Raw genomic sequence first — 20864 nt, 5'->3', positions numbered from 1 at the left:
AGAGAGCCTGATCTCACCGCCATTACTGTCAGAGCAAGGCGGCAACTGAGTGGATCCTCGGGCGTTGACGGGAGTCAACAACCGGGGTGAGCGAAGGCAGCCAACGCCGCTATGGCATTAAGGGCCAAGAGAGAAAAGTTTAGTTGCCGTTCTTCCCGCCTGTCAGGGGCGGGTTTTTTATTTTCCACGTTTGTGCCAGGCTCTTTTATCGCTATCACGCTGCAAGGAATACTATGAAAGGATGCCTTACTGTCGCGCCGCTTGCCGCTGCGCTGTTTTTTTCGTTTCCCGTGCAGTCGCAGTTATCTGAAGAGACGCTGGCGCAGCGCTGCCTGGCGTTGCTTATCAACACGTCGCAAAATCACGCGTATATTCAGCAGGTGCTGAACGAATCCCGGATTGTCCCGGAAAGCGTCGTGGTGGAACGGTATGACGGAAAGGTCGGCGAGCAGCATATTGCGACGCAGCTGACAGCAAAGCTTGACCATCCGGCGCGTAAAAATATCACGCTGCTTTGCCTGCTGGAAAACGATCAGCCTTTGTACGTCTGGTCAGGAAGGGAGATTGCCGCCAGCCCGTAATCGAGGGCTGGCGTCATAAGGGAACGTCTTAGATAAACGCGAACGCGTCGCCGAACAGGCGGTCTTCACGCGCGCTGCGCTCATTGCAGAACAGATCGCGGGCGATTTTCGCCATTTCAAAACGGCCAGCGATGTAGATATCGTGTCCGGCAAGCGTACCGAAATCCTGCATAACTGCGGTCAGCACCGTGCCGCTACGGCCACGCCACGATTCATCCGGCTGTTCAACCACCGGCACAATATTCAGGTTCGGGTGGTCAACCGACAGCGCTTCCAGCTCGGCCAGATCGTAGAGATGTTTCTCTTCGCGTCCGCCCCAGTAGATCGTGATATCACGATTCGGATTACGGGCCAGCGCCGTCAGCAGAATCGAGCGGGCATAAGAAAAGCCCGTCCCACCGGCAATGAGGATCAGCGGACGCTCTTCGTCATCACGCAGCCAGGCCTCGCCATGGGGAATATCGACCACGATTTCACGTTCTTTGAGAATGCGGTCCATCACCGCCATGGCATAGAGATTGAGTTCCGACGCGCCGATATGCAGTTCGATAAAACCCTGCTCATCCGGCGTGGAGGCCATCGAAAAAGGGCGCTTGTCCCGCTCGTCCATTACCACCATCAGGTACTGACCTGCGCGAAACGAAAAGGCCGCTTCCGGCACCAAACGAACGCGATAAACGGTATCCGTGATGGCTTCTACCGAGGTCACTTTACAGCTTAAGGTTGTCATGCGTTCCCTCTGTCGGGTCAATAATGCAACTGCAACGGCGGCGCGTCAGGCGCCTTTACCGTCATGAAAAATAGCGAGTTCATCCCAGATGGCGTCGATACGTGCCGTCACATCGGGATCTTTCTTGATGGGTCTGCCCCACTCGCGCTGTGTTTCGCCAGGCCATTTATTGGTCGCATCCAGCCCCATTTTGGAACCAAGGCCGGAAACCGGCGAGGCGAAATCCAGATAATCGATCGGCGTGTTTTCTACCATGACGGTGTCGCGCGCCGGATCCATTCGCGTAGTAATCGCCCAGATAACATCGTTCCAGTCGCGCGCGTTCACGTCATCATCGCAAACGATCACAAACTTGGTATACATAAACTGGCGCAGGAAAGACCAGACGCCCATCATCACGCGCTTTGCATGGCCCGCGTACTGCTTGCGCATTGTCACGACCGCGAGACGATAAGAACAGCCTTCCGGCGGCAGATAGAAATCCACGATTTCCGGGAACTGCTTTTGCAAAATGGGCACCAGGACTTCATTTAACGCCACGCCCAGCACGGCGGGTTCATCAGGCGGACGGCCCGTATACGTCGAGTGATAAATGGCGTCTTCACGCTGCGTCACATGGGTGACGGTGAAAACAGGGAAATTATCAATCTCATTATAGTAACCCGTGTGGTCGCCATACGGGCCTTCCGGCGCCATGTCGCCAGGCTCAATATAGCCCTCCAGCACAATTTCAGCGCTGGCCGGGATTTCAAGATCGTTAGAAAGGCACTTCACCACTTCGGTTTTGGTGCCGCGCAGCAGCCCTGCGAACGCATACTCAGACAGCGTGTCCGGCACTGGCGTTACCGCGCCCAGGATCGTGGCCGGGTCAGCGCCAAGCGCCACCGCCACCGGGAAACGCTCCCCCGGATGCGTCTGACACCACTCCTGGAAATCCAGCGCGCCGCCGCGATGCGACAGCCAGCGCATGATAAGTTTGTTTTTGCCGATTAACTGCTGGCGGTAAATGCCAAGATTTTGACGCTCTTTATGCGGCCCACGCGTTACCGTCAGGCCCCAGGTAATCAGCGGTGCGGCATCATCCGGCCAGCACTGCATGATGGGAATACGGTTCAGGTCGACCTCGTCGCCTTGCCATACTTTCTGCTGGCAAGGCGCATTGCGCAGCCGCTTTGTCGGCATGTTCAGCACTTGCTTAAACTGTGGCAGTTTGTCGAAGAGATCGCGAAAACCGCGCGGCGGCTCCGGCTCTTTCAAAAAAGCCAGTAGCTTGCCGACTTCACGCAGCGCAGACACGTCATCCTGCCCCATGCCCATCGCCACGCGTTTTGGCGTGCCGAACAGGTTGCAGAGCACCGGCATAGTATGGCCTTTCGGGTTTTCAAACAGCAGCGCCGGGCCGCCCGCGCGTAACGTGCGGTCAGCAATTTCCGTCATCTCCAGGTAAGGATCGACAGGCAATGTAATGCGCTTGAGTTCGCCTTGCTGCTCCAGCAGCGCCAGAAATTCGCGTAGGTCGTGGTATTTCATGCAGTTATTCGTGGCTTTAAAATAAGCTTTTTATTATACGGTGTTCGCCGCAGGCATGCCGTAATTTTGTTAAATTAACGTGAATCATCACCGTGGGCTATCGTATAGCGCAGTATAATGCCCTTAGCGATCCTGAGGTGGTTTTGTTATGCTGGCGCGTCCGGCCATGTAAGAAGAGTCATTATGCAATCCTGGTATTTACTGTACTGTAAACGCGGGCAACTTCAGCGCGCCAAAGAGCACCTTGAACGACAGTCGGTGAACTGCCTTACGCCAATGATTACACTTGAAAAAATGGTACGAGGCAGACGCACTTCCGTCAGCGAGCCGCTCTTCCCTAATTACCTTTTCGTCCGGTTCGATCCAGAGGATATTCACACCACCACGGTGAGTTCAACCCGCGGTGTTAGCCACTTTGTCCGCTTTGGTTCAAGCCCGGCCGTTGTGCCGCAAACGGTCATTGAACAGCTGCTCGACTGGCAGCCAGAAAACGTAACCGACCCGGATACGCCGTATACCGGCGACAGGGTGGTGATTACCGAAGGGGCGTTTGAAGGATTGCAGGCGATATTTACCGAGCCCGATGGTGAAGCCCGTTCGATGCTACTGTTGAATTTGTTGAATAAGCAGGTGTTACAAAGCATCAAAAATACCGAATTTCGTAAAATCTGACGTGCTATGACGCCAGTGCGGCGGCGCAAGGCCGCCGCCTGCGATTAGTGCGTCGCCTCGCCGATAACACCGCCCGCCCCTGCGCCGACAGCCGCACCTTTCAGTACGCTTTTACCGGTCGCCGCCGCAACACCCGCACCAACTACGGCACCCGCAACACCACCTTTACGAGCCGCTTTGCCTTTGCTGCCTTTCTTCAGCATCGCGCCCGTGCCAGCGCCTATCACCGCACCGCCCACCGCGCTTTTCACATCTTTGCCTGCAATAGCGCCTGCCGCGGCGCCAACCACCGCGCCGGTGGCGGTTTTATCCATTGCCATAACCGGCCCGCCTGCCAGCAGCATCAGTACCATTAATCCCGTTGTTCTCTTTTTCATCATCGTCCCTTCTATTCTGGAAACAGGGAAAATCCCCGCAGGAAGCATATCAGCGGGATTTACCGACGGGACAAACCAACAGCGTGCAAAAATCTACATAAGACGAGCCTCTGGCGGCCCACTTACACAAGCGACGCGTTTTTCAGAAACAGGCGTGTGGCATTGGCATCGGTCGTCGCCTCAAGCCATGCCGGATCCTCGCCGCGCCAGTGCGCAACCTGCGTGAGAATATGTGGCAGCAAGCAGGGCTCATTGCGACGCGACGCAGGCTTCGGCTGTAAATCACGCGGCAGCAGATACGGGGCGTCCGTTTCCAGTAGCAGACGTTCGGCTGGAATAAGGGGCAGTAGCGCGCGCAGTTCAAGCCCACGACGTTCGTCACACACCCAACCGGTAATCCCAAGATACAGGCCGCGCGCCAGACACTCTCGCGCCTCCTGTTCAGTACCGGTAAAGCAGTGCAGCACCGCACCAGGCAGTTTATCCAGCCACGGGTCGAGCAGCGTCATGAACCGCGCATGGGCATCTCGGCAGTGTAAAAATACCGGCATGTCGAGTTCCGCCGCCAGACGCAGTTGCGCGGTAAAGGCCTGCTCCTGTTGGGCAGGTGTTGAGAAGTTACGGTTGAAATCGAGCCCGCATTCGCCAATCGCAACAACCGCCGTCTCATCAGCCAGCGCCCGCAACCGCGCTTCACTGGCTTCATTCCAGGTGCTGGCCTCATGAGGATGCACACCTGCTGTCGCAAAGCAGCCATCATAGCGGCGGGCAAACGCGCAGGCGCGCTCGCTTTCATCAAGCGACGTGCCGGTAAACAGCATGTGATTGACGCCCGCCGCCTGAGCGCGTGCGATCATTTCGTCTCTGTCGTGATCAAACTGGGAACTGGTAATATTCAGGCCAATATCAAACATTGCGCTTTCCATATGAAAACCGCCCTGACGGGCGGTTTAGTTATTCTTCTGTCGCCTCTTCGGCGTCATCCTCACGTGGACGTCGTTTACCGACGTAAAAGCGTGAGAAGAAAATCCCGACTTCAAACAGGCAGTACATCGGTATCGCCAGCAGCGTCTGTGAGAACACATCCGGCGGGGTGAGCATCATCCCGACGACGAACGCCCCAACCAGCACATACGGACGTTTTGCACGCAGATCCTGCGGCGTCGTCACGCCCATCCAGCACAGTAAGACGATAGCGACCGGCACCTCAAACGACACGCCGAAGGCCATGAACAGCGCCATCACGAAATCCAGATAGCTGGTGATATCAGTCGACACCACCACCCCGACAGGCGCGGTCTTGGTTAAGAAGCCAAACGCCAGCGGAAACACGACGAAGTAGGCGAACGCCATACCGATATAAAACAGCAGCGTACTGGAGACCAGCAGAGGAATTATCAAGCGCCGCTCATGCTTGTACAGCGCTGGCGCGACAAACGCCCATACCTGATAAAGGATAACCGGCGCGGAGAGGATAACCGATACCATTATGGTCAGCTTAATCGGCGTAAAGAACGGCGAGGCCACATCAGTCGCTATCATGCTCGCGCCATGCGGCATCTGACTGATCAGCGGCGCAGCGACCAGCTGATAGATATCATTGGCGAAATAGACGAGCGCCAGAAAAATCACCAGCACCGCGATAATGCAGTTCAACAGACGCTTACGCAGTTCAATCAGGTGACTGATTAGGGGTTGGGTATCTTCAACAGCCATGTCAGGATTTATCACTCACGGTAGATGCAGCTTCAGGCTTGCGCGCGCCAGCAGGCGCTGCGGCGTCCGGCGACGGTTCAACAATTTTTCCGGCCTCAGCATGCGCAGACGCCGTATCAGACCCCGCTAAAGAAGATTCATTATCTTCTGGTGCCTGTACCGGCGACTGGGCCTGGTGTTCAGCTTTCGCCGGCGTCACGCCTTCATGACTGGCCTCGTTACCTTTCACCAGCGGGTTATGAATCGTGTGTGCTTCGTCGCTTGCTTTTTCCGGGTCGTTTACGTTGTAAGAACGTTTCATCGACTCCGCGGCTTCGCGCAGTTCGTCCATTGAGGCTTTCAGTTCCGGCGTCAGGTTGTCGATGCTCGCTTTTTCCACTTTCTTCAGGCTTTCCTGAAACTCCTGAATTTTCAGTTCCTGCGTCAGTTCATTCTGCACCGTAGTCGCAAGCGATCGCAGCGCGCGTACCCACCCTGCAACGGTTCTGACAGCCACAGGCAAACGCTGCGGCCCCAGAACGATAAGACCGATAACAAAAACCAGCAGCAGCTCGCCAAAACCAATATCAAACACGGATTACACCTGCTCTTTATCACGTTTTTTGGCGTCGTCAGGCGTAACCTCACTTTTGGTTTCGCTGATTCGTTTATCTGGCTCAGCAGGCGCGGTGAAATCCGCATCCTGGCTCTGTTTCTTTTTGTCCTCATCACCCATCGCTTTTTTAAAGCCTTTGATGGATTCACCGAGATCGGAGCCCAGCGAGCGTAACTTTTTGGTGCCGAAAAGCAGAACAACCAGAATAACGATAATGGCTAACTGCCAGATACTGATGCCACCCATACATTTCCTCAGTTACCAGTGATAATGGTATTCATCAGGCCACAGTATACCCGTGGCCGTTACATAACAATGCCAGCTAATCAGTACGCCGCCAGCCGATAAGCCAGACGAGTATCCCGCCTGCCATCAGCCATCCGGGCGACATACCCCAGTCAGGCCGGTTGATAAAGAGCAACGTGCCGCTCAGCATCAGCGTGGCGCCAATGCCGAACAGATAACGTGACTGCCCTTGCTTAACGCGGTGCTCCTGCAGCTCATGGGCAATCTTATCAACACTTTGTTGCAGTTGTTTGCCTTGACGTAAGCTGTTGTAAACCAGTTCAGGGATCTCAGGGATTTTCTCAGCCCAGAATGGTGCTTTTTCCTTAAAGGAACGCACCAGCGCCGGGAAGCCCACCTGCTCTTTGATCCAGCTTTCCAGAAAAGGTTTCGCCGTTTTCCATAAATCAAGCTGCGGATAGAGCTGGCGCCCCACGCCCTCGATATACAGCAACGTTTTTTGCAATAGCACCAGTTGCGGCTGCACTTCCATATTGAAGCGGCGCGCGGTGTTGAAAAGATTCAACAACACATGACCAAACGAGATATCCGCGAGCGGCTTTTCAAAAATGGGTTCGCAGACGGTACGAATCGCGGACTCGAACTCTTCAACGTTCGTGTCCGCCGGTACCCAGCCCGAATCAACGTGCAGTTCCGCCACACGGCGGTAGTCGCGGTTAAAGAAGGCAATAAAGTTTTCCGCCAGATAACGTTTATCTTCTTTATTCAGCGACCCCACAATACCGCAGTCAATGCCGATATATTGCGGGTCGTGCGGGTGTTCGTGGCTGACGAAAATGTTGCCCGGGTGCATGTCGCCATGAAAGAAGCTGTCGCGGAATACCTGAGTGAAAAACACCTGCACGCCACGTTCGGCCAGCAGTTTCATATCCGTTCCGTTGGCTTCTAGCGCCGCGACATCGTTAACCGGGATGCCATAAATGCGCTCCATCACCATCATCGCCGGGCTACAATAATCGGAGTAAACCTCCGGTACGTAGAGCATCGGGCTGTTTTCGAAATTGCGTCGCAGCTGAATGGCATTGGCCGCCTCGCGCAGCAGATCGAGCTCATCAAGCAGCGTTTTTTCATACTCACGCACAACTTCGAGCGGGCGCAGACGGCGACCTTCCGGCAGCAGACGCGGCACCCAGCGTGCAAGGCGGTATATCAGTTTCATGTCCGCTTTGATAACCGGCAGGATATCAGGGCGGATCACTTTAATGACCACCTCTTTGCCGTTCTCTTTCAGGCGCGCGGTATGCACCTGCGCAATAGACGCGGACGCGAGCGGAACAATATTGAAATCATCAAACCAGGCTTCAACAGGACGATCGCCCATCGCTTTTTCGATCTGCTGCTTCGCCAGCCTGCCATCAAAAGGAGCCACCCGATCCTGCAGCAGTGCCAGTTGATCGGCGATAACCGGCGGGAAAAGGTCGCGGCGTGTCGAGAGCATTTGCCCGAACTTAATCCATACCGGCCCGAGTTCCTGCAACGCCAGACGTAACCGTGCTCCAAGCTCAAGGTCTTTATGCCGGTTCGGCATCCAGAACAGCCCGCGTCGCCAGACCCGCAGCGGTAGCGTAAGACGCATCCGAGGAATGAGTTCATCCAGGCCGTAGCTCAGGAACGTTTTGATGATGAAATAAAGGCGCCGAATTTCACCTGGCGTCATTTGCCCTCCAGTTTATCCAACCGTTTGGTTAATTCTTCCAGGCTGCGCTCAATGGCCGCTATCTCCTCGGCAAACCAGGCGACTTCCAGCGCGCCCGGCGCAACGCGCCACTCTTCAGTAATAGCTTCCGCGAGATAGCGCTGGTTGCGCGAAAAGCCTTTTTGCAACAGTTGCCCGCCGCGACGCATGACGCGGCTTATGCCTTCCGCAGCGATATCACCAACCCATGGCGCGAGCACACCGGCAGGGTCAAATTCAGCCATATCCATCAACGCGACGAAGTTCTGCACGACCTGCAAATCGCCCTGCACTTCCAGCTCGCCGCTGCGAATAAGCGCGGTCAATTGCTGACGGTCCTGCAGTTTCGGCAGTACTGAAAGCCGCGTAATGACGGTACAGTCCGCCTCGCCTTCCCATTTACTGAGCACATCCAGCTGTTGCTCGCTGAAAACCAGCACCAGCGGTGTGGAAAGCTCTTCAAGCGTGACGCGCAACACTTTGCCCTGCAAACGCTGACGCGGCGCTTTCAGCGCGCTTTCGCGATACAGGAACGTGTTTAACGCACCTTCAATACCTGCCATCATTAGCGGTGTGAAAGGCATCCGGCACCTCCTCAGAATTTGTAGCCGCGATGCAGCGCTACGATCCCGCCGGTCATATTGTAGTAGTTGACGTTCTCAAAGCCCGCGTCGTTCATCATCGCTTTCAGGGTTTCCTGATCCGGATGCATGCGAATGGACTCGGCCAGATAACGGTAGCTGCCAGCGTCTTTCGCTACCAGCTCGCCGACGCGCGGCAGAATATGGAAGGAGTAGGCGTCGTAGGCTTTATTCAGCGGCTCGAATACCGGTTTAGAAAACTCCAGCACCAGCAAACGACCGCCCGGTTTCAGCACGCGAAACATAGAACGCAGCGCTTTTTCTTTATCAGTGACGTTGCGCAGGCCAAACGAGATAGTGATGCAGTCAAAGGTGTTGTCCGGGAAAGGCAGCGCCTCGGCGTTCGCCTGAACATATTCGACGTTGCCGACGATACCGATATTACGCAGCTTTTCACGGCCCATTTTCAGCATGGAGTCGTTAATGTCCGCCAGCACCACTTTGCCGCTCTCGCCGACCAGGCGGGAGAATTTCGCCGTTAAATCGCCGGTACCGCCCGCAAGGTCAAGGACCTTCTGGCCGCGACGCACGCCGCTGCAATCGATAGTGAAGCGCTTCCACAGACGATGAATGCCAAACGACATCAGGTCGTTCATGACATCATATTTCGCCGCCACGGAGTGGAAGACCTGCGCCACCATATCCGCTTTTTGCTCTTTCGCTACGGTCTGAAAGCCAAAGTGCGTTGTATCTTGTGAATCTTCAACCATCTCAGTGCCTGCTTATCAAGGAAATGTTTGTGAAGTGTAACAGATTGGCCGCAATTGCCCTACGATTCAAGGCGGCATTGCCGCGCCGCTCAGTGCTCGCTCGCCCGGCGAAACGCGGCTAAGTGACTGTTTTCATCAGAGGCCTTCGCAAGCGCTTCGGCATCGGAGAGCGCAAACGCCTCTTCCTCTTGCATCGCCTGTTCGACCAAATCCGGATTAATCTCGCGCTTCACTTCAACACCCATCCCGCGAAACGCCTCGGCCTGCGCAAGCAGGTTGCCGCGCCCGTTCGCGAGTTTTTTCATCGCCTGTCGGTAGCTGTCGCTGGCTTTATCGAGGTTCTGACCGATAGCGCTCATGTCGTCAACGAACAGCCGCATTTTGTCGTAAAGGCGGCCCGCACGCTCTGCGATGTGTTGGGCGTTGCGGCTTTGATGCTCATACCGCCAGAGGTTAGAGATAGTGCGCAGCGCCACCAGCAGCGTGGTCGGGCTAACCAGCATGATATTGTTTTTTAACGCCTCGCTGATGAGCTCCGGTTGCTTATCAATCGCCACCAGAAACGCAGGCTCGACCGGGATAAACATCAATACATAATCCAGCGTGCGCAGCCCCGGCAATTGCTGATAGTCCTTACGTCCGAGCAATCGAATATGGTTACGGACAGAGGCGATGTGCTCGTTGAGCGCCAGCTCGCGGTTATAGTCATCTTCGGCGTTGAAATAGCGCTCGTAAGCGACCAGCGTCATTTTGGCATCAATGACCACATCTTTACCCTGCGGCAGACGAACAATCACATCCGGCTGCATGCGGCTGCGGTCAGCCAGTTGAATATTGACCTGCGTTTCATACTCATGCCCTTCCCGCAGGCCCGAGGCCTCCAGCACACGGGTAAGCACCACCTCGCCCCAGTTGCCCTGCGCTTTATTATCGCCTTTCAATGCGCGAGTGAGGTTAACGGCCTCCTGCGCCATTTGCGCATTTAGCTGTTGTAGATTGCGGATTTCATGGGCGAGCGTATGACGCTCGCGCGCCTCCTGCCCAAAGCTTTCCTGAACCTGACGGCGAAACCCGTCGAGCTGCTCACGCAGCGGCGACAGCAGGCCATTAAGGCTCTGGCGATTTTGCTCGTCAACCTGGCGACGGCTCTGCTCAAAAATACGGTTGGCGAGGTTTTCAAACTGCTCGCTCAGGCGCTGTTCACTGCTCATCATCTGACGCAGCTTTTCTTCGGCATGCACCTGGGTGGCCTCAAGCCGTGTAGTTACTTCACGCAGATCAGATTCCAGCGAGCTGTTGATGTCCCGCAGGTTGCGCAGTTCGTTATTGAGTAGATCGCACTCATCACGCCAGTGCTGATTATGCGCCAGCGCCTCACGCGCCGCGCTGAGTTCGCCGTAGATATCGCGTTGTTCTGCAAGCAGATCCGCTTTTTGTTGAGCGGTCCGCAGGCCAGATACCAGCCAGCCCACCACCACACCCGCCAGCGCGACCACCGCTAACAATAGATATGAAATTTCCACCACGCCTCCTGCCTGAACGACTTACCACGCCAGAAGGGATTGTGCTGTACATAATTCCAGAGGAAAAGCGTTTTTCTGTAAGGGGGGTTATTCCTGCGAGGCATTACGCAAAAAGGCCGGCGAAACGCCGGCCTGAAGGGAGCAGGTAACGCTTAAAGAAGACGGCGCGCCGCTTCGACCACGATTTTTACCGCGTGGCTTTCGGTTTGCTTCATGGTTTCCGCGTTCGGGATCTCTTGCTGGGTACGGTTGACGATAACGCCCGCCACCATCCCGGCACGCAGACCCTGGCTTGAACACATGGTCAGCAGCGTAGCGGATTCCATTTCATAGTTCATAACGCCCATGGACTGCCACTCTTTCATGGAACCGTTAAAGCGGCTCACCACACGGCCAGAGTAGGTGTCGTAACGCTCCTGGCCTGGGTAGAAGGTGTCAGAAGACGCCGTTACGCCGATGTGCGTGGTCGCGCCAACTGCTTTGGCCGCTTCCACCAGCGCCGTGGTACAGGCGAAATCGGCAACCGCCGGGAATTCCATCGGCGCAAAGTGCAGGCTGGCACCGTCAAGACGCACCGAGGCCGTCGTGACCAGCACGTCGCCTACGTTGATGTGCGGCTGGATAGCGCCGGTGGTGCCAACACGCAGGAAGGTGCGCACGCCCAGCTGCGCCAGTTCTTCTACCGCGATAGATGTTGATGGACCGCCAATGCCGGTGGAGCAGATGATCACCGGTTTGCCGTCAATCTCGGCACGCCAGGAGGTAAATTCACGGTGAGAGGCCAGTTTAACCGGCTTGTCCATCAGCGCGGCGATCTTTTCCACGCGCTCCGGGTCGCCCGGGACAATCGCAAGCTCGGCGCCCTGAAGATCGCTTTTTTTAAGGCCGAGGTGAAAAACATCAGACATAGGTGACTCCTCTGTGGGTCGGTTTGTCAGGAGAAGCAAAACGGTACTTTACAGAACCTTTCCGGCGCTTTTCGTGACCGGATTCACTTCAAAAGAAAGGAGTTGCATTAATTTTCCATTATTTCGTGACAGCGGTCACATATACAACCTGAAAAGCGCGATCCTGCTCGAATGCCGCTGAGTTTTGCCATCCCCACTCCCGCCACGCGCAGACTATAGTTATGGATGCGCTAAAACTATAACGGGTACGGAGAATGCCATGAGCAACACAACTGACAATAAAGCGGGCTTTGCCGCTGCAGCCTCACCTGTCGCTTCAACGGTCGTTCATACGCCGCAGGATGCCATTATCGCAGGCGAAACGTCTATTCCTACGCAGGGCGAAAATATGCCGGCTTATCACGCCCGCCCGCGCGAGGCCGACGGTCCGCTGCCGGTGGTTATCGTGGTGCAGGAGATTTTCGGCGTACATGAACATATACGCGATATTTGCCGTCGGCTGGCGCTGGAGGGGTATCTTGCGGTAGCGCCTGAGCTCTATTTCCGGCAGGGCGATCCGAACGAGTATGACGATATTTCTTCATTGCTAAGCAATCTGGTGTCAAAAGTGCCGGACGCTCAGGTGCTGGCGGATCTCGACCATGTAGCGAGCTGGGCTGCGCGCAACGGCGGCGACGCGCATCGTCTGACGTTGACTGGCTTCTGCTGGGGCGGACGCATCGCCTGGTTATACGCCGCGCATAATCCGCAGCTGAAAGCGGCCGTCGCGTGGTATGGCAAGCTGCTGGGCGACAAGACATTGAATTCGCCAAAGCACCCGGTGGATATCGCAACCGAACTGACCGCGCCTGTGCTGGGGCTTTATGGCGCGCAGGATACCGGCATTTCGCTTGAGAGCGTGGAGACGATGCGGCAGGCGCTGCGCGCCGCCAACGCAAATGCCGAAATCATTGTTTACCCGGACGCGGGTCATGCGTTTAATGCCGATTACCGCCCGAGCTATCACGAGGCGTCCGCGAAAGATGGCTGGGAGCGGATGTTAGCGTGGTTCCAGACCTACGGTAGTAAGAAAGCATAAAAACATCGCCCGGTTCGCCGGGCGATGTTTTTGGCAGATAGGTAGTAGTAAACGGTGGGTCCGCGGTGCTTTCTCACCGACCTAAAATTTCCATATCTGCTGTAAGGCGGGTAAGCAAAGCGCCACCCGCCATCGCGCTACGTTAGCTTAGGCCTGACGTAAATTCTGCGCGGCTTTCACCATATTCGCGAGCGCGGCACGGGTTTCCGGCCAGCCGCGGGTTTTCAGACCGCAATCCGGGTTTACCCACAGACGTTCCTGCGGAATACGCTGCGCGGCTTTCTTCAGGAGTGCTTCGATCCACGCGACATCCGGCACGTTCGGCGAGTGAATATCGTACACGCCCGGCCCGATTTCATTGGGATATTCAAACTCTTCAAACGATTCCAGCAGTTCCATATCTGAGCGCGAAGTTTCAATCGTTATCACGTCTGCATCCAGCGCGGCGATGGAGTCCATGATGTCGTTAAACTCGCAATAACACATATGGGTGTGGATCTGGGTGTCATCCTTCGCCACGGCGGCGTTCAGGCGGAAAGCTTCCACACCCCAGGCGAGGTATGCGTCCCAGTCGCTGCGTTTCAGTGGCAGCCCTTCACGCAGCGCAGGCTCGTCAATCTGGATAATGCCAATGCCTGCGGCTTCGAGGTCCGCGACTTCGTCGCGCAGCGCCAGCGCAATCTGTTTCGCGATGGTTTCGCGGGAGACATCCTCACGCGGGAACGACCAGCAAAGAATCGTTACCGGGCCGGTCAACATGCCTTTTACCGGTTTGTCGGTGAGTGACTGCGCATACTTCGCCCACTCGACGGTGATCGGCGCCGGGCGGCTGATATCGCCGATAACTACCGGCGGTTTCACGCAACGGGAGCCGTAACTCTGCACCCAACCGTTTTGAGTAAAGACGAAACCATCAAGATGCTCACCGAAATACTCCACCATGTCGTTACGCTCGGCTTCGCCATGCACCAGCACGTCGAGGCCCAGACGCTCCTGCTCCACGATCGCCTGCTTGATGTGCTCCGCAATGCCAGTACGGTAGTGCGCCGCATCCAGATTGCCTTTTTTGAAATCCAGACGCAGGCCGCGAATTTCCGTTGTTTGCGGGAAAGAGCCAATCGTCGTGGTCGGCCAGGCCGGCAGGTTAAAGCGCGCGCGCTGCGCTTCGGCGCGCACCGGGTACGCATGGGCGCGCTGGCTGTCCTGCGGCGTAATCGCGTTAAGACGCTCCGCCACCGCCGGGTTGTGCACGCGGGATGAGTGCTGACGGGCCTGAACAGGCGCGCTCCACTGGCCAATTTTCGCGGTATCGCCGCTGTTCAGCGCATCGCGCAGCAGCGCCAGTTCCTCGCATTTTTGCAGTGCAAACGCAAACCAGCTCTTCACCTCTGGATCAAGACGGGTTTCAACGCTCAGATCGATGGGGCTGTGCAACAGCGAGCAGGATGAGCCCACCCACAGTTCGCGCTGGCCCGCGATGGCTTTCAGCTGCGCGTATTTTTGGGTGAGATCGGCGCGCCAGACGTTGCGGCCATTAATCACGCCCGCCGAGAGCAGCCACTCCTGCGGCAGACGGCGATGCAGTTCATTCAGGTCATCATGGCCATGGACCAGATCGACATGCAGACCTTGCACCGGCAGCGCGGTAATGGTGTCGAGGTTATCCGTCACGCCTTCAAAATAAGTGGTGAGCAGCAGTTTAGTCTGGCCTTTCAGCGCCTCGTAAGCCGGTTTGAACGCCTCCAGCCACGCTTGCGGCAACTCCAGCACCAGTGTAGGTTCATCGATTTGCACCCACTGAATGCCGCGCTTCGCCAGCTCCGCAATCACCTGCTGGTACACCGGCAGAATATCGTTTAACAGCGAGAGGCGGTCGAATTGCTCACCCTTCACTTTGCCAAGCCACAGATACGTGACCGGCCCCAGCAGTACTGGCTTGATGTGATGGCCGAGCGCCAGCGCTTCGTCCACTTCTTCTAAAAGCTGCGTCCAGGTAAGTTTGAACTGCTGGCCTTTGGTGAACTCCGGCACCATGTAGTGATAGTTCGTGTTGAACCATTTGGTCATTTCCGCTGCGGCTGCCGGTTCGCCAGTCGGCGCACGGCCACGGCCAATACGGAACAGGGTATCAATATCGACGGTGCCGTCGGCGTTCTGATGGCGCGCCGGCACGTTACCGAGCAACAGGCTGGTGGTCAGAACATGATCATACCAGGCGAAATCCCCCACCGGCAGCAGATCGATACCCGCCGCTTTTTGTTGTTCCCAGTGGCGGGCGCGTAGCTCGCGGCCTACCGCCAGTAACTCTTCACGCGTGCTCTTGCCCGCCCAGTAGCTCTCTTGCGCTTTTTTCAGTTCGCGATGCAGGCCGACGCGGGGAAAACCGAGGGTGTGATTATGGATAGTCATGATGTTCTGCCTCTCTTGAAGATGGATCCGCGTAGCCGCGAATTTCAGAAAATGAATCTGTTCGTCTTATTAATTAATCCGTACGTATTTCGGATCCTCCCCCTAAGGGGCTAACTCTAAATAATTCGGCTTGCAGAAAGGCGGCGACGCAGCGAGTCCCCAGGAGCTTACTCCAGTAAGTGACTGGGGTGAGCGAGGAAAGCCAACGCATCTGCAAGTCGAATTATGACGAGTTTGGACGTCCAGATGTTTACACATCCATAATTGGCAGTTACTGTATATTCCTCAAGCGCAAAATGTTCATGGCGAAGTGAAGGACTTTCATGATCGAGATAAAACACCTGCGAACGCTCCAGGCGCTGCGCAATTGCGGCTCGCTGGCAGCGGCGGCGGCATCGCTGCATCAGACCCAATCAGCTCTTTCACATCAGTTTAGCGATCTGGAGCAGCGTCTCGGCTTCCGGTTGTTTGTCCGTAAAAGCCAGCCGCTGCGCTTCACGCCGCAGGGTGAAATCCTCTTGCAACTGGCGGCGCAAGTATTGCCACAGATAAGCCGCGCGCTACAGGCCTGCAACGAACCGCAACAAACCCGGTTGCGTATTGCAATTGAGTGCCACAGTTGCATTCAGTGGCTGGCCCCGGCGCTGGAAGCCTTCCGAAAACGCTGGCCGCAGGTGGAGATGGATTTTAAATCGGGCGTCACATTCGACCCGCAGCCCGCGCTGCAGCAGGATGAACTCGATCTGGTGCTGACCTCGGACATCTTGCCGCGCAGCGGCCTGCACTATTCGCCGATGTTTGATTTTGAAGTGCGTCTGGTGGTCGCGCCGGATCATCCGCTCGCGACTAAAACGCAGGTGACGCCTGAAGATTTTGCCAGCGAAACGCTGCTGATTTACCCCGTGCAGCGCAGCCGCCTTGACGTGTGGCGTCACTTTTTACAGCCAGCTGGCGTAAGCCCTGCGCTGAAGAGCGTTGATAACTCGCTGTTGCTTATCCAGATGGTGTCGGCGCGCATGGGGATCGCCGCGCTGCCGCACTGGGTGGTGGAGAATTTCGAACGCCAGGGGCTGGTAGTGACGCGCGCGCTGGGCGAGGGATTATGGAGCCGGCTGTACGCTGCGGTGCGCGACGGCGAGCAGCGTCAGCCGGTGACGGAGGCGTTTATTCAGCAGGCGCGTCAGCACGCCTGTGATTCACTGCCGTTTGTGCGGAGTGCGGCGCGACCCAACGCCGGTGGACCCACAGAGAAGCCATTATCACCGCTCCCCCAATGATGAAGCTCGGCCAGTGGGGCTGCTCCTGCCAGATGGCAAGGTTAACCAGCAGCCCGGCGGGCACATGCACATTATTCATGATACCGAGCGTACCGGCGTCCACCTGCGTGGCGCCATAGTTCCACATAAAGTATCCAAGCCCGGACGCCGCAACGCCAAGCCATACCAGGATGCCCCATTGCAGATTTGTGGTCGGCAGTTTTTGCGGATTGCCAAGCGCAAACCAGGCGATGACCGCCACCACAAACGCCCCAAGATAGAACCACGAAAACGCGCTGTGCTGCGGCATCGGATGCGTCTCCATCAGGCGTTTATAACCCACCATGCCGATAGCGAAACTGATATTCGCCAGCTGCACCAGCATCAGCCCTGTCCAGAAATGGTCGCTGACTTTGTCATAGCGGATAATCGCCGCGCCGACCACCGCCAGCCCCGCGCTTAACACATAACCCCAGCGCAGCGGGCGCTTGCTCAGCAAATCGTAAATCAGCGTGATATAGAGCGGCGTCAGAACGGTAAAAAGCAGGAACTCCGAGACCGTCAGGTAGAGATAAGCCCGGAAGCTGAACAGATACATTACGCCCAGTTGCAACGCGCCCACCAGCATATAAAGCGCCAGCGTTTTCAGGCTCTGTCCACGGGTGCGTAAAAACGGCAGAAAAACCAGCGCTGCCAGCCCGACACGCATCAGGACCGAAAAATAGCTGTCCACATGGCCCGCGAGATATTCGCCGATCAGGCTAAACGAGAAGGCCCACAGGATCGTGGTGATGATAAGTAACGCCACAATAATCATCTCAACAAAAAAAGAGAGAGGCATTGTAGCGAAGGCGCTGGCGAAAAGTTGCACTATTTGGTTGACGAGTGGTTATCGATAAACCACTCGTCACCTGATATTACGCCAGGAAGAGGTTACGCAGGTAGTGCGGTACGGCATCTTCGGCGTTCGTGCCGATAACTTCCAGCTCCGGCAACAGGTCTTTGAGACGCTGATGGGCATTGCCCATAATGCAGCCTTTGCCTGCCATCGAGAGCATTTCCGCGTCGTTCATGCCGTCGCCAAACGCAATACAGGCGTCAAGCCCGTACCCCATCGCTTTCGCGACCGCTTCCAGCGCATGGCCTTTAGACACGCCGCCCGCCATGACTTCAAGACAAGTAAGCGTCGAAAAGCTGACATTGACGCGATCGCCCCAGCGGGCGTTGATAGCCTGCTCCAGCGGCAGCAGTTTTTCATGCACGTCGCAGGTGAAGAAGACTTTGCTGACGCCCTGAGGCTCCAGCAACGCCGGTTCAAACAGCGAATATTTAAAGACGGCCTCTTTAAAATATTTCAGCTCGTCCGGGCGTTCGCGGCTCATAAACCACTCGTCGTCGCGATAAACGTTGGTGATGATATCCGGGTTGTCGCGCACCACGCCGAACAGATCGGCGGCAATATCGGTGTCGAGATTATGAGTGAAGACCAGATTACCGTCGGTATCATGCACCCGCGCGCCGTTGGAGGTGATCATATAGGCCTTGATCTCAAGGCCGTCGCGGATCTGCCCAACGTCGATATGGTGGCGGCCCGTCGCGAAGACAAAATTCACGCCGCGGGCGGTGAGTAATTTGAGCGTTTGTTTGGCAAACGGCGTCAGTGCATGGTCAGGGGCTAAGAGTGTGCCGTCTAAATCAGACGCAACGACCTGATACATAATAAAGAAAACCTCTGGTGGAGCGACCAGACGCTCCGGTCGCGAGTAATCAGTTATGCTCGTCGAAGAAATCGACAATGACATTCAGCGCTTCGGCGCGCATAGCGTCCTGCTCGAACAGGATCTCATGGTACGCGCCTTTAATGACGTAAGGTTTACCCCCCCAACATGGGTGGCCCGCCGCGGCGCGAAGTTCACAGAAGCGGTCATGCGAGCGGTTATCCACCACCCTTTCCGCCTCCGCCTGGAGTAACAATAGCGGCGTAGTGCTGTCGGTGGCCCCCGCCAGCACCTGTTCTCCTGCCTGGATGCCTTCCCGCACCCAGTGATATGTCGGTCCGCCGACGCGCAGTTGCGGTTCGTCGGCGTAAAAGCGCAGATTGCGCCGGTAACGCGCGTGACTGTGAGTCAGTATGTTGAGGCTGAAGGGCAGCGGGCGCCAGCGTCCGGTCCCAATGGCATATCCATCGCGCAGCGACGGATACTCTTCTGCCCAGTCGAGAATCGAGCGCAGCATCCACTCCGGCAGGCGAATAATGATGCCAAACATGGGTGCGCACAGCGCGACAGCATCAAACGCCTTCGGGTTACGCAGTAAAAACAGCGTGCCGATAGCTCCGCCCATCGAATGGGCCAACAGATAGCGCTTACGCCACGGGCCTGTAGCCACTTCTTGTTGCCAGAAGCGTTCGAAATCATCGACATAATCGCTGAAGTTTACGACGTGACCGCGATGCGTATCTTCAAGCAGGCGCCCGGAGCGCCCCTGTCCGCGGTGGTCGATAATCAGTACGTCAAACCCACAGTGGAACAGATCGTAAGCCAGTTCCGCATATTTTACGTAGGATTCAATGCGGCCAGGGCAGACCACAATAACGCGATCGTGGTTTTCGGCACGAAAACGCACAAAGCGCACCGGGATATTATCCACGCCTAAAAATTCGTCTTCTTCGCGTTGTTGCCAGAAGTCCGTCAGCGGCCCCATGGTGAACGCCGCGAATCCCGTTTCTCGTGAAAACCAACGGTTCCTGTGTCTGGTCATGGTCCTTTTTGCTCCGCATCCACGCCTGTCTGGGCTTTTTTTGTGATTCGTAGCACACACCTCAACAATAGCGTATTGTGGCATAAAAGTGCGCAATCAGGGAGCTTCGCATGACCTTCGAGTGGTGGTGTACCTACCTTCTGACGACCCTTATTCTCAGCCTCTCGCCGGGTTCCGGTGCCATTAATACGATGAGTACTGCGCTCAGTCACGGCTATCGGGGTGCTGCGGCATCCATCGCCGGGCTGCAAACTGGCCTTGCGCTGCACATCATGCTGGTCGGCATTGGGTTAGGCGCGCTGTTTTCCCGCTCGCTGATGGCGTTTGAAGTGCTGAAATGGGCAGGCGCGGCTTATCTTATCTGGCTTGGCATTCAGCAGTGGCGCGCCGCAGGCGCCATTGATCTCAACGCGCTGGCGCAGAGCCAGCCACGCAGCCGCCTCTTTAAGCGCGCAATCTTCGTGAATCTTACTAACCCGAAAAGCATCGTGTTTCTCGCCGCGCTCTTTCCGCAATTTATCGTGCCGCATCAGCCGCAAATGATGCAGTACGTGGTGCTCGGGGTGACGACCGTCGTGGTGGATATCATCGTAATGATTGGCTATGCGACGCTTGCCACGCGCATTGGCGGCTGGATCAAAGGCCCGCATCAGATGAAGGCCTTAAATAAAGTGTTTGGTTCGCTGTTTATGCTGGTCGGCGCGCTGTTGGCCACTGCGCGCCGCGCCTGATTACCGGGAAAGGATCAGGTGGATGCCAAAGCCCGCGAACAGCGCCCCGGCCATCCCGTCTATCCATTTCGCCAGGCGCCGATAGCCCTGGCGCATTTTCGGCAGCGCGAAAACGCTCGCCACCAGCACAAACCACGCGAGCGTCTCAAGAGCGATCAGCACGAAAATACCCCAGCGCGCGCTGGTGCCGACGCTGTCGCCCACAAACAGTGAAAAGACGCTGCCGAAGTAGATAACGGCTTTCGGGTTCGCAAGGTTAGTCAGCAGGCCTTTGAGGAAACTGCGTCCGCGCGCCGCCAGCTCGACCTGCGACGCGTCAGCCGTCGGTACGGTTTTCTTCAGCGCGCTGCGCAGCATCTGGTAGCCCATCCAGCACAGATATAGCCCGCCGCCCACCACGATAATGTTATGCAGCCAGGCCATTTTTTCGAGGATCAGATGCAGGCCGAGGAGCGCCACGCCGGACCAGACCATAACGCCTGCGGTGATGCCGAACACCCCCATCAGCGCCTCTTTACGCGAGCGGCTGGCCGCCGTTTGCGAAACAAAAAAGAAATCGGGGCCAGGGCTTGCCAGCGCCACCAGATGCACCATCGCGACGGTAAAAAATAGCGTTAACATAGAGAGTTGCCAGGTAAGAATCAGAGAACATTTATCCTGGCATGT

Annotated in this window: 22 protein-coding genes; 5 read left to right on the top strand and 17 right to left on the bottom strand. The window is 56.4% G+C overall.

Annotated features, from left to right (window positions below; genetic code table 11):
* Positions 1 to 233 precede the first annotated feature (233 nt).
* On the top strand, positions 234 to 581 hold the full coding sequence (locus AFK62_RS01555) for a hypothetical protein (RefSeq protein ID WP_007671171.1): 348 nt from the start codon (positions 234 to 236) through the stop codon (positions 579 to 581).
* 28 nt (positions 582 to 609) lie between these two features.
* Here AFK62_RS01555 and fre read toward each other — a convergent pair whose 3' ends face one another.
* Positions 610 to 1311, bottom strand: coding sequence for an NAD(P)H-flavin reductase (fre, locus tag AFK62_RS01550; protein ID WP_007671168.1), 702 nt, complete (start codon positions 1309 to 1311; stop codon positions 610 to 612).
* A 45-nt stretch (positions 1312 to 1356) separates the two neighbouring features.
* The gene (ubiD, locus tag AFK62_RS01545; protein WP_053531680.1) at positions 1357 to 2841 is read right to left on the bottom strand and encodes a 4-hydroxy-3-polyprenylbenzoate decarboxylase; all 1485 of its coding nucleotides are present in this window, start codon (positions 2839 to 2841) and stop codon (positions 1357 to 1359) included.
* A 183-nt stretch (positions 2842 to 3024) separates the two neighbouring features.
* On the opposite strand from ubiD, the gene rfaH reads away from it, so the two are divergent.
* Complete coding sequence (rfaH, locus tag AFK62_RS01540) at positions 3025 to 3513, top strand: transcription/translation regulatory transformer protein RfaH (RefSeq protein ID WP_007671162.1); 489 nt, start codon at positions 3025 to 3027, stop codon at positions 3511 to 3513.
* Between the two features lie 44 nt (positions 3514 to 3557).
* On the opposite strand, the gene AFK62_RS01535 is transcribed toward rfaH, so the two are convergent.
* The 10 genes from AFK62_RS01535 to udp form a co-directional block, all read right to left on the bottom strand.
* Complete coding sequence (locus AFK62_RS01535; protein WP_032984349.1) at positions 3558 to 3890, bottom strand: hypothetical protein; 333 nt, start codon at positions 3888 to 3890, stop codon at positions 3558 to 3560.
* 122 nt (positions 3891 to 4012) lie between these two features.
* Positions 4013 to 4804 carry a 3'-5' ssDNA/RNA exonuclease TatD gene (gene tatD / locus AFK62_RS01530; protein ID WP_226991895.1) on the bottom strand — a complete coding sequence of 264 codons (792 nt, stop codon included), beginning with the start codon at positions 4802 to 4804 and terminating at the stop codon, positions 4013 to 4015.
* 40 nt (positions 4805 to 4844) lie between these two features.
* On the bottom strand, positions 4845 to 5606 hold the full coding sequence (tatC, locus tag AFK62_RS01525) for a Sec-independent protein translocase subunit TatC (RefSeq protein ID WP_007671155.1): 762 nt from the start codon (positions 5604 to 5606) through the stop codon (positions 4845 to 4847).
* A 1-nt stretch (position 5607) separates the two neighbouring features.
* On the bottom strand, positions 5608 to 6180 hold the full coding sequence (tatB, locus tag AFK62_RS01520; RefSeq protein ID WP_007671153.1) for a Sec-independent protein translocase protein TatB: 573 nt from the start codon (positions 6178 to 6180) through the stop codon (positions 5608 to 5610).
* A gap of 3 nt (positions 6181 to 6183) precedes the next feature.
* On the bottom strand, positions 6184 to 6447 hold the full coding sequence (locus tag AFK62_RS01515) for a Sec-independent protein translocase subunit TatA (RefSeq protein WP_007671151.1): 264 nt from the start codon (positions 6445 to 6447) through the stop codon (positions 6184 to 6186).
* 76 nt (positions 6448 to 6523) lie between these two features.
* Positions 6524 to 8164: a ubiquinone biosynthesis regulatory protein kinase UbiB gene (ubiB, locus tag AFK62_RS01510; protein ID WP_007671149.1), complete on the bottom strand. Its 1641-nt coding sequence runs from the start codon at positions 8162 to 8164 to the stop codon at positions 6524 to 6526.
* Entirely contained in the window at positions 8161 to 8766 is a 606-nt protein-coding gene (gene ubiJ / locus AFK62_RS01505; protein WP_007671147.1) for a ubiquinone biosynthesis protein UbiJ, read from the bottom strand. The genes ubiB and ubiJ overlap by 4 nt, the downstream gene beginning before the upstream one ends.
* Positions 8767 to 8777: 11 nt before the next feature.
* On the bottom strand, positions 8778 to 9533 hold the full coding sequence (gene ubiE, locus AFK62_RS01500) for a bifunctional demethylmenaquinone methyltransferase/2-methoxy-6-polyprenyl-1,4-benzoquinol methylase UbiE (RefSeq protein ID WP_004385518.1): 756 nt from the start codon (positions 9531 to 9533) through the stop codon (positions 8778 to 8780).
* Between the two features lie 89 nt (positions 9534 to 9622).
* Positions 9623 to 11056 carry a DNA recombination protein RmuC gene (gene rmuC, locus AFK62_RS01495; protein WP_007671143.1) on the bottom strand — a complete coding sequence of 478 codons (1434 nt, stop codon included), beginning with the start codon at positions 11054 to 11056 and terminating at the stop codon, positions 9623 to 9625.
* Positions 11057 to 11208: 152 nt separating this feature from the next.
* The gene (gene udp / locus AFK62_RS01490; RefSeq protein WP_007671135.1) at positions 11209 to 11964 is read right to left on the bottom strand and encodes a uridine phosphorylase; all 756 of its coding nucleotides are present in this window, start codon (positions 11962 to 11964) and stop codon (positions 11209 to 11211) included.
* Between the two features lie 259 nt (positions 11965 to 12223).
* Here udp and AFK62_RS01485 point away from each other — a divergent pair, with 259 nt between their 5' ends.
* Positions 12224 to 13042 carry a dienelactone hydrolase family protein gene (locus tag AFK62_RS01485; RefSeq protein WP_007671131.1) on the top strand — a complete coding sequence of 273 codons (819 nt, stop codon included), beginning with the start codon at positions 12224 to 12226 and terminating at the stop codon, positions 13040 to 13042.
* A 147-nt stretch (positions 13043 to 13189) separates the two neighbouring features.
* On the opposite strand, the gene metE is transcribed toward AFK62_RS01485, so the two are convergent.
* The gene (gene metE / locus AFK62_RS01480; protein ID WP_007671128.1) at positions 13190 to 15451 is read right to left on the bottom strand and encodes a 5-methyltetrahydropteroyltriglutamate--homocysteine S-methyltransferase; all 2262 of its coding nucleotides are present in this window, start codon (positions 15449 to 15451) and stop codon (positions 13190 to 13192) included.
* 323 nt (positions 15452 to 15774) lie between these two features.
* On the opposite strand from metE, the gene metR reads away from it, so the two are divergent.
* Positions 15775 to 16728 (top strand): HTH-type transcriptional regulator MetR, encoded by a 954-nt coding sequence (gene metR / locus AFK62_RS01475; protein ID WP_032984347.1) that lies wholly within the window; start codon positions 15775 to 15777, stop codon positions 16726 to 16728.
* Here metR and AFK62_RS01470 read toward each other — a convergent pair.
* From AFK62_RS01470 to pldB, 3 genes are all read right to left on the bottom strand, one after another.
* A complete protein-coding gene (locus AFK62_RS01470; protein WP_032984351.1) occupies positions 16616 to 17515 on the bottom strand; it encodes a carboxylate/amino acid/amine transporter in 900 nt (299 codons plus the stop codon). The two genes, metR and AFK62_RS01470, sit on opposite strands and share 113 nt — an antisense overlap.
* A 109-nt stretch (positions 17516 to 17624) precedes the next feature.
* A complete protein-coding gene (yigL, locus tag AFK62_RS01465) occupies positions 17625 to 18425 on the bottom strand; it encodes a sugar/pyridoxal phosphate phosphatase YigL (protein ID WP_007671119.1) in 801 nt (266 codons plus the stop codon).
* Positions 18426 to 18474: 49 nt separating this feature from the next.
* Complete coding sequence (pldB, locus tag AFK62_RS01460; RefSeq protein WP_032984345.1) at positions 18475 to 19467, bottom strand: lysophospholipase L2; 993 nt, start codon at positions 19465 to 19467, stop codon at positions 18475 to 18477.
* Between the two features lie 110 nt (positions 19468 to 19577).
* Between pldB and rhtB the strand changes: the two genes are divergently transcribed.
* A complete protein-coding gene (gene rhtB, locus AFK62_RS01455) occupies positions 19578 to 20198 on the top strand; it encodes a homoserine/homoserine lactone efflux protein (protein WP_007671113.1) in 621 nt (206 codons plus the stop codon).
* Here the strand turns inward: rhtB and rhtC are convergent, their stop codons facing one another.
* Positions 20199 to 20819 (bottom strand): threonine export protein RhtC, encoded by a 621-nt coding sequence (gene rhtC, locus AFK62_RS01450; protein WP_007671111.1) that lies wholly within the window; start codon positions 20817 to 20819, stop codon positions 20199 to 20201.
* Positions 20820 to 20864: the final 45 nt, after the last annotated feature.

Origin of the sequence: Cronobacter condimenti 1330 (assembly GCF_001277255.1) — a bacterium.
Taxonomy (GTDB): Bacteria; Pseudomonadota; Gammaproteobacteria; order Enterobacterales; family Enterobacteriaceae; genus Cronobacter; species Cronobacter condimenti.
This window is presented reverse-complemented; position numbering and strand designations above follow the sequence as displayed.

Coding starts and splice junctions, on each gene's coding strand:
- AFK62_RS01555 (WP_007671171.1), top strand. CDS start 234: ATGAAAGGATGCCTTACTGTCGCGCCGCTTGCCGCTGCGCTGTTTTTT.
- fre (WP_007671168.1), bottom strand. CDS start 1,311: ATGACAACCTTAAGCTGTAAAGTGACCTCGGTAGAAGCCATCACGGAT.
- ubiD (WP_053531680.1), bottom strand. CDS start 2,841: ATGAAATACCACGACCTACGCGAATTTCTGGCGCTGCTGGAGCAGCAA.
- rfaH (WP_007671162.1), top strand. CDS start 3,025: ATGCAATCCTGGTATTTACTGTACTGTAAACGCGGGCAACTTCAGCGC.
- AFK62_RS01535 (WP_032984349.1), bottom strand. CDS start 3,890: ATGAAAAAGAGAACAACGGGATTAATGGTACTGATGCTGCTGGCAGGC.
- tatD (WP_226991895.1), bottom strand. CDS start 4,804: ATGTTTGATATTGGCCTGAATATTACCAGTTCCCAGTTTGATCACGAC.
- tatC (WP_007671155.1), bottom strand. CDS start 5,606: ATGGCTGTTGAAGATACCCAACCCCTAATCAGTCACCTGATTGAACTG.
- AFK62_RS01515 (WP_007671151.1), bottom strand. CDS start 6,447: ATGGGTGGCATCAGTATCTGGCAGTTAGCCATTATCGTTATTCTGGTT.
- ubiB (WP_007671149.1), bottom strand. CDS start 8,164: ATGACGCCAGGTGAAATTCGGCGCCTTTATTTCATCATCAAAACGTTC.
- ubiJ (WP_007671147.1), bottom strand. CDS start 8,766: ATGCCTTTCACACCGCTAATGATGGCAGGTATTGAAGGTGCGTTAAAC.
- ubiE (WP_004385518.1), bottom strand. CDS start 9,533: ATGGTTGAAGATTCACAAGATACAACGCACTTTGGCTTTCAGACCGTA.
- udp (WP_007671135.1), bottom strand. CDS start 11,964: ATGTCTGATGTTTTTCACCTCGGCCTTAAAAAAAGCGATCTTCAGGGC.
- AFK62_RS01485 (WP_007671131.1), top strand. CDS start 12,224: ATGAGCAACACAACTGACAATAAAGCGGGCTTTGCCGCTGCAGCCTCA.
- metE (WP_007671128.1), bottom strand. CDS start 15,451: ATGACTATCCATAATCACACCCTCGGTTTTCCCCGCGTCGGCCTGCAT.
- metR (WP_032984347.1), top strand. CDS start 15,775: ATGATCGAGATAAAACACCTGCGAACGCTCCAGGCGCTGCGCAATTGC.
- yigL (WP_007671119.1), bottom strand. CDS start 18,425: ATGTATCAGGTCGTTGCGTCTGATTTAGACGGCACACTCTTAGCCCCT.
- pldB (WP_032984345.1), bottom strand. CDS start 19,467: ATGACCAGACACAGGAACCGTTGGTTTTCACGAGAAACGGGATTCGCG.
- rhtB (WP_007671113.1), top strand. CDS start 19,578: ATGACCTTCGAGTGGTGGTGTACCTACCTTCTGACGACCCTTATTCTC.
- rhtC (WP_007671111.1), bottom strand. CDS start 20,819: ATGTTAACGCTATTTTTTACCGTCGCGATGGTGCATCTGGTGGCGCTG.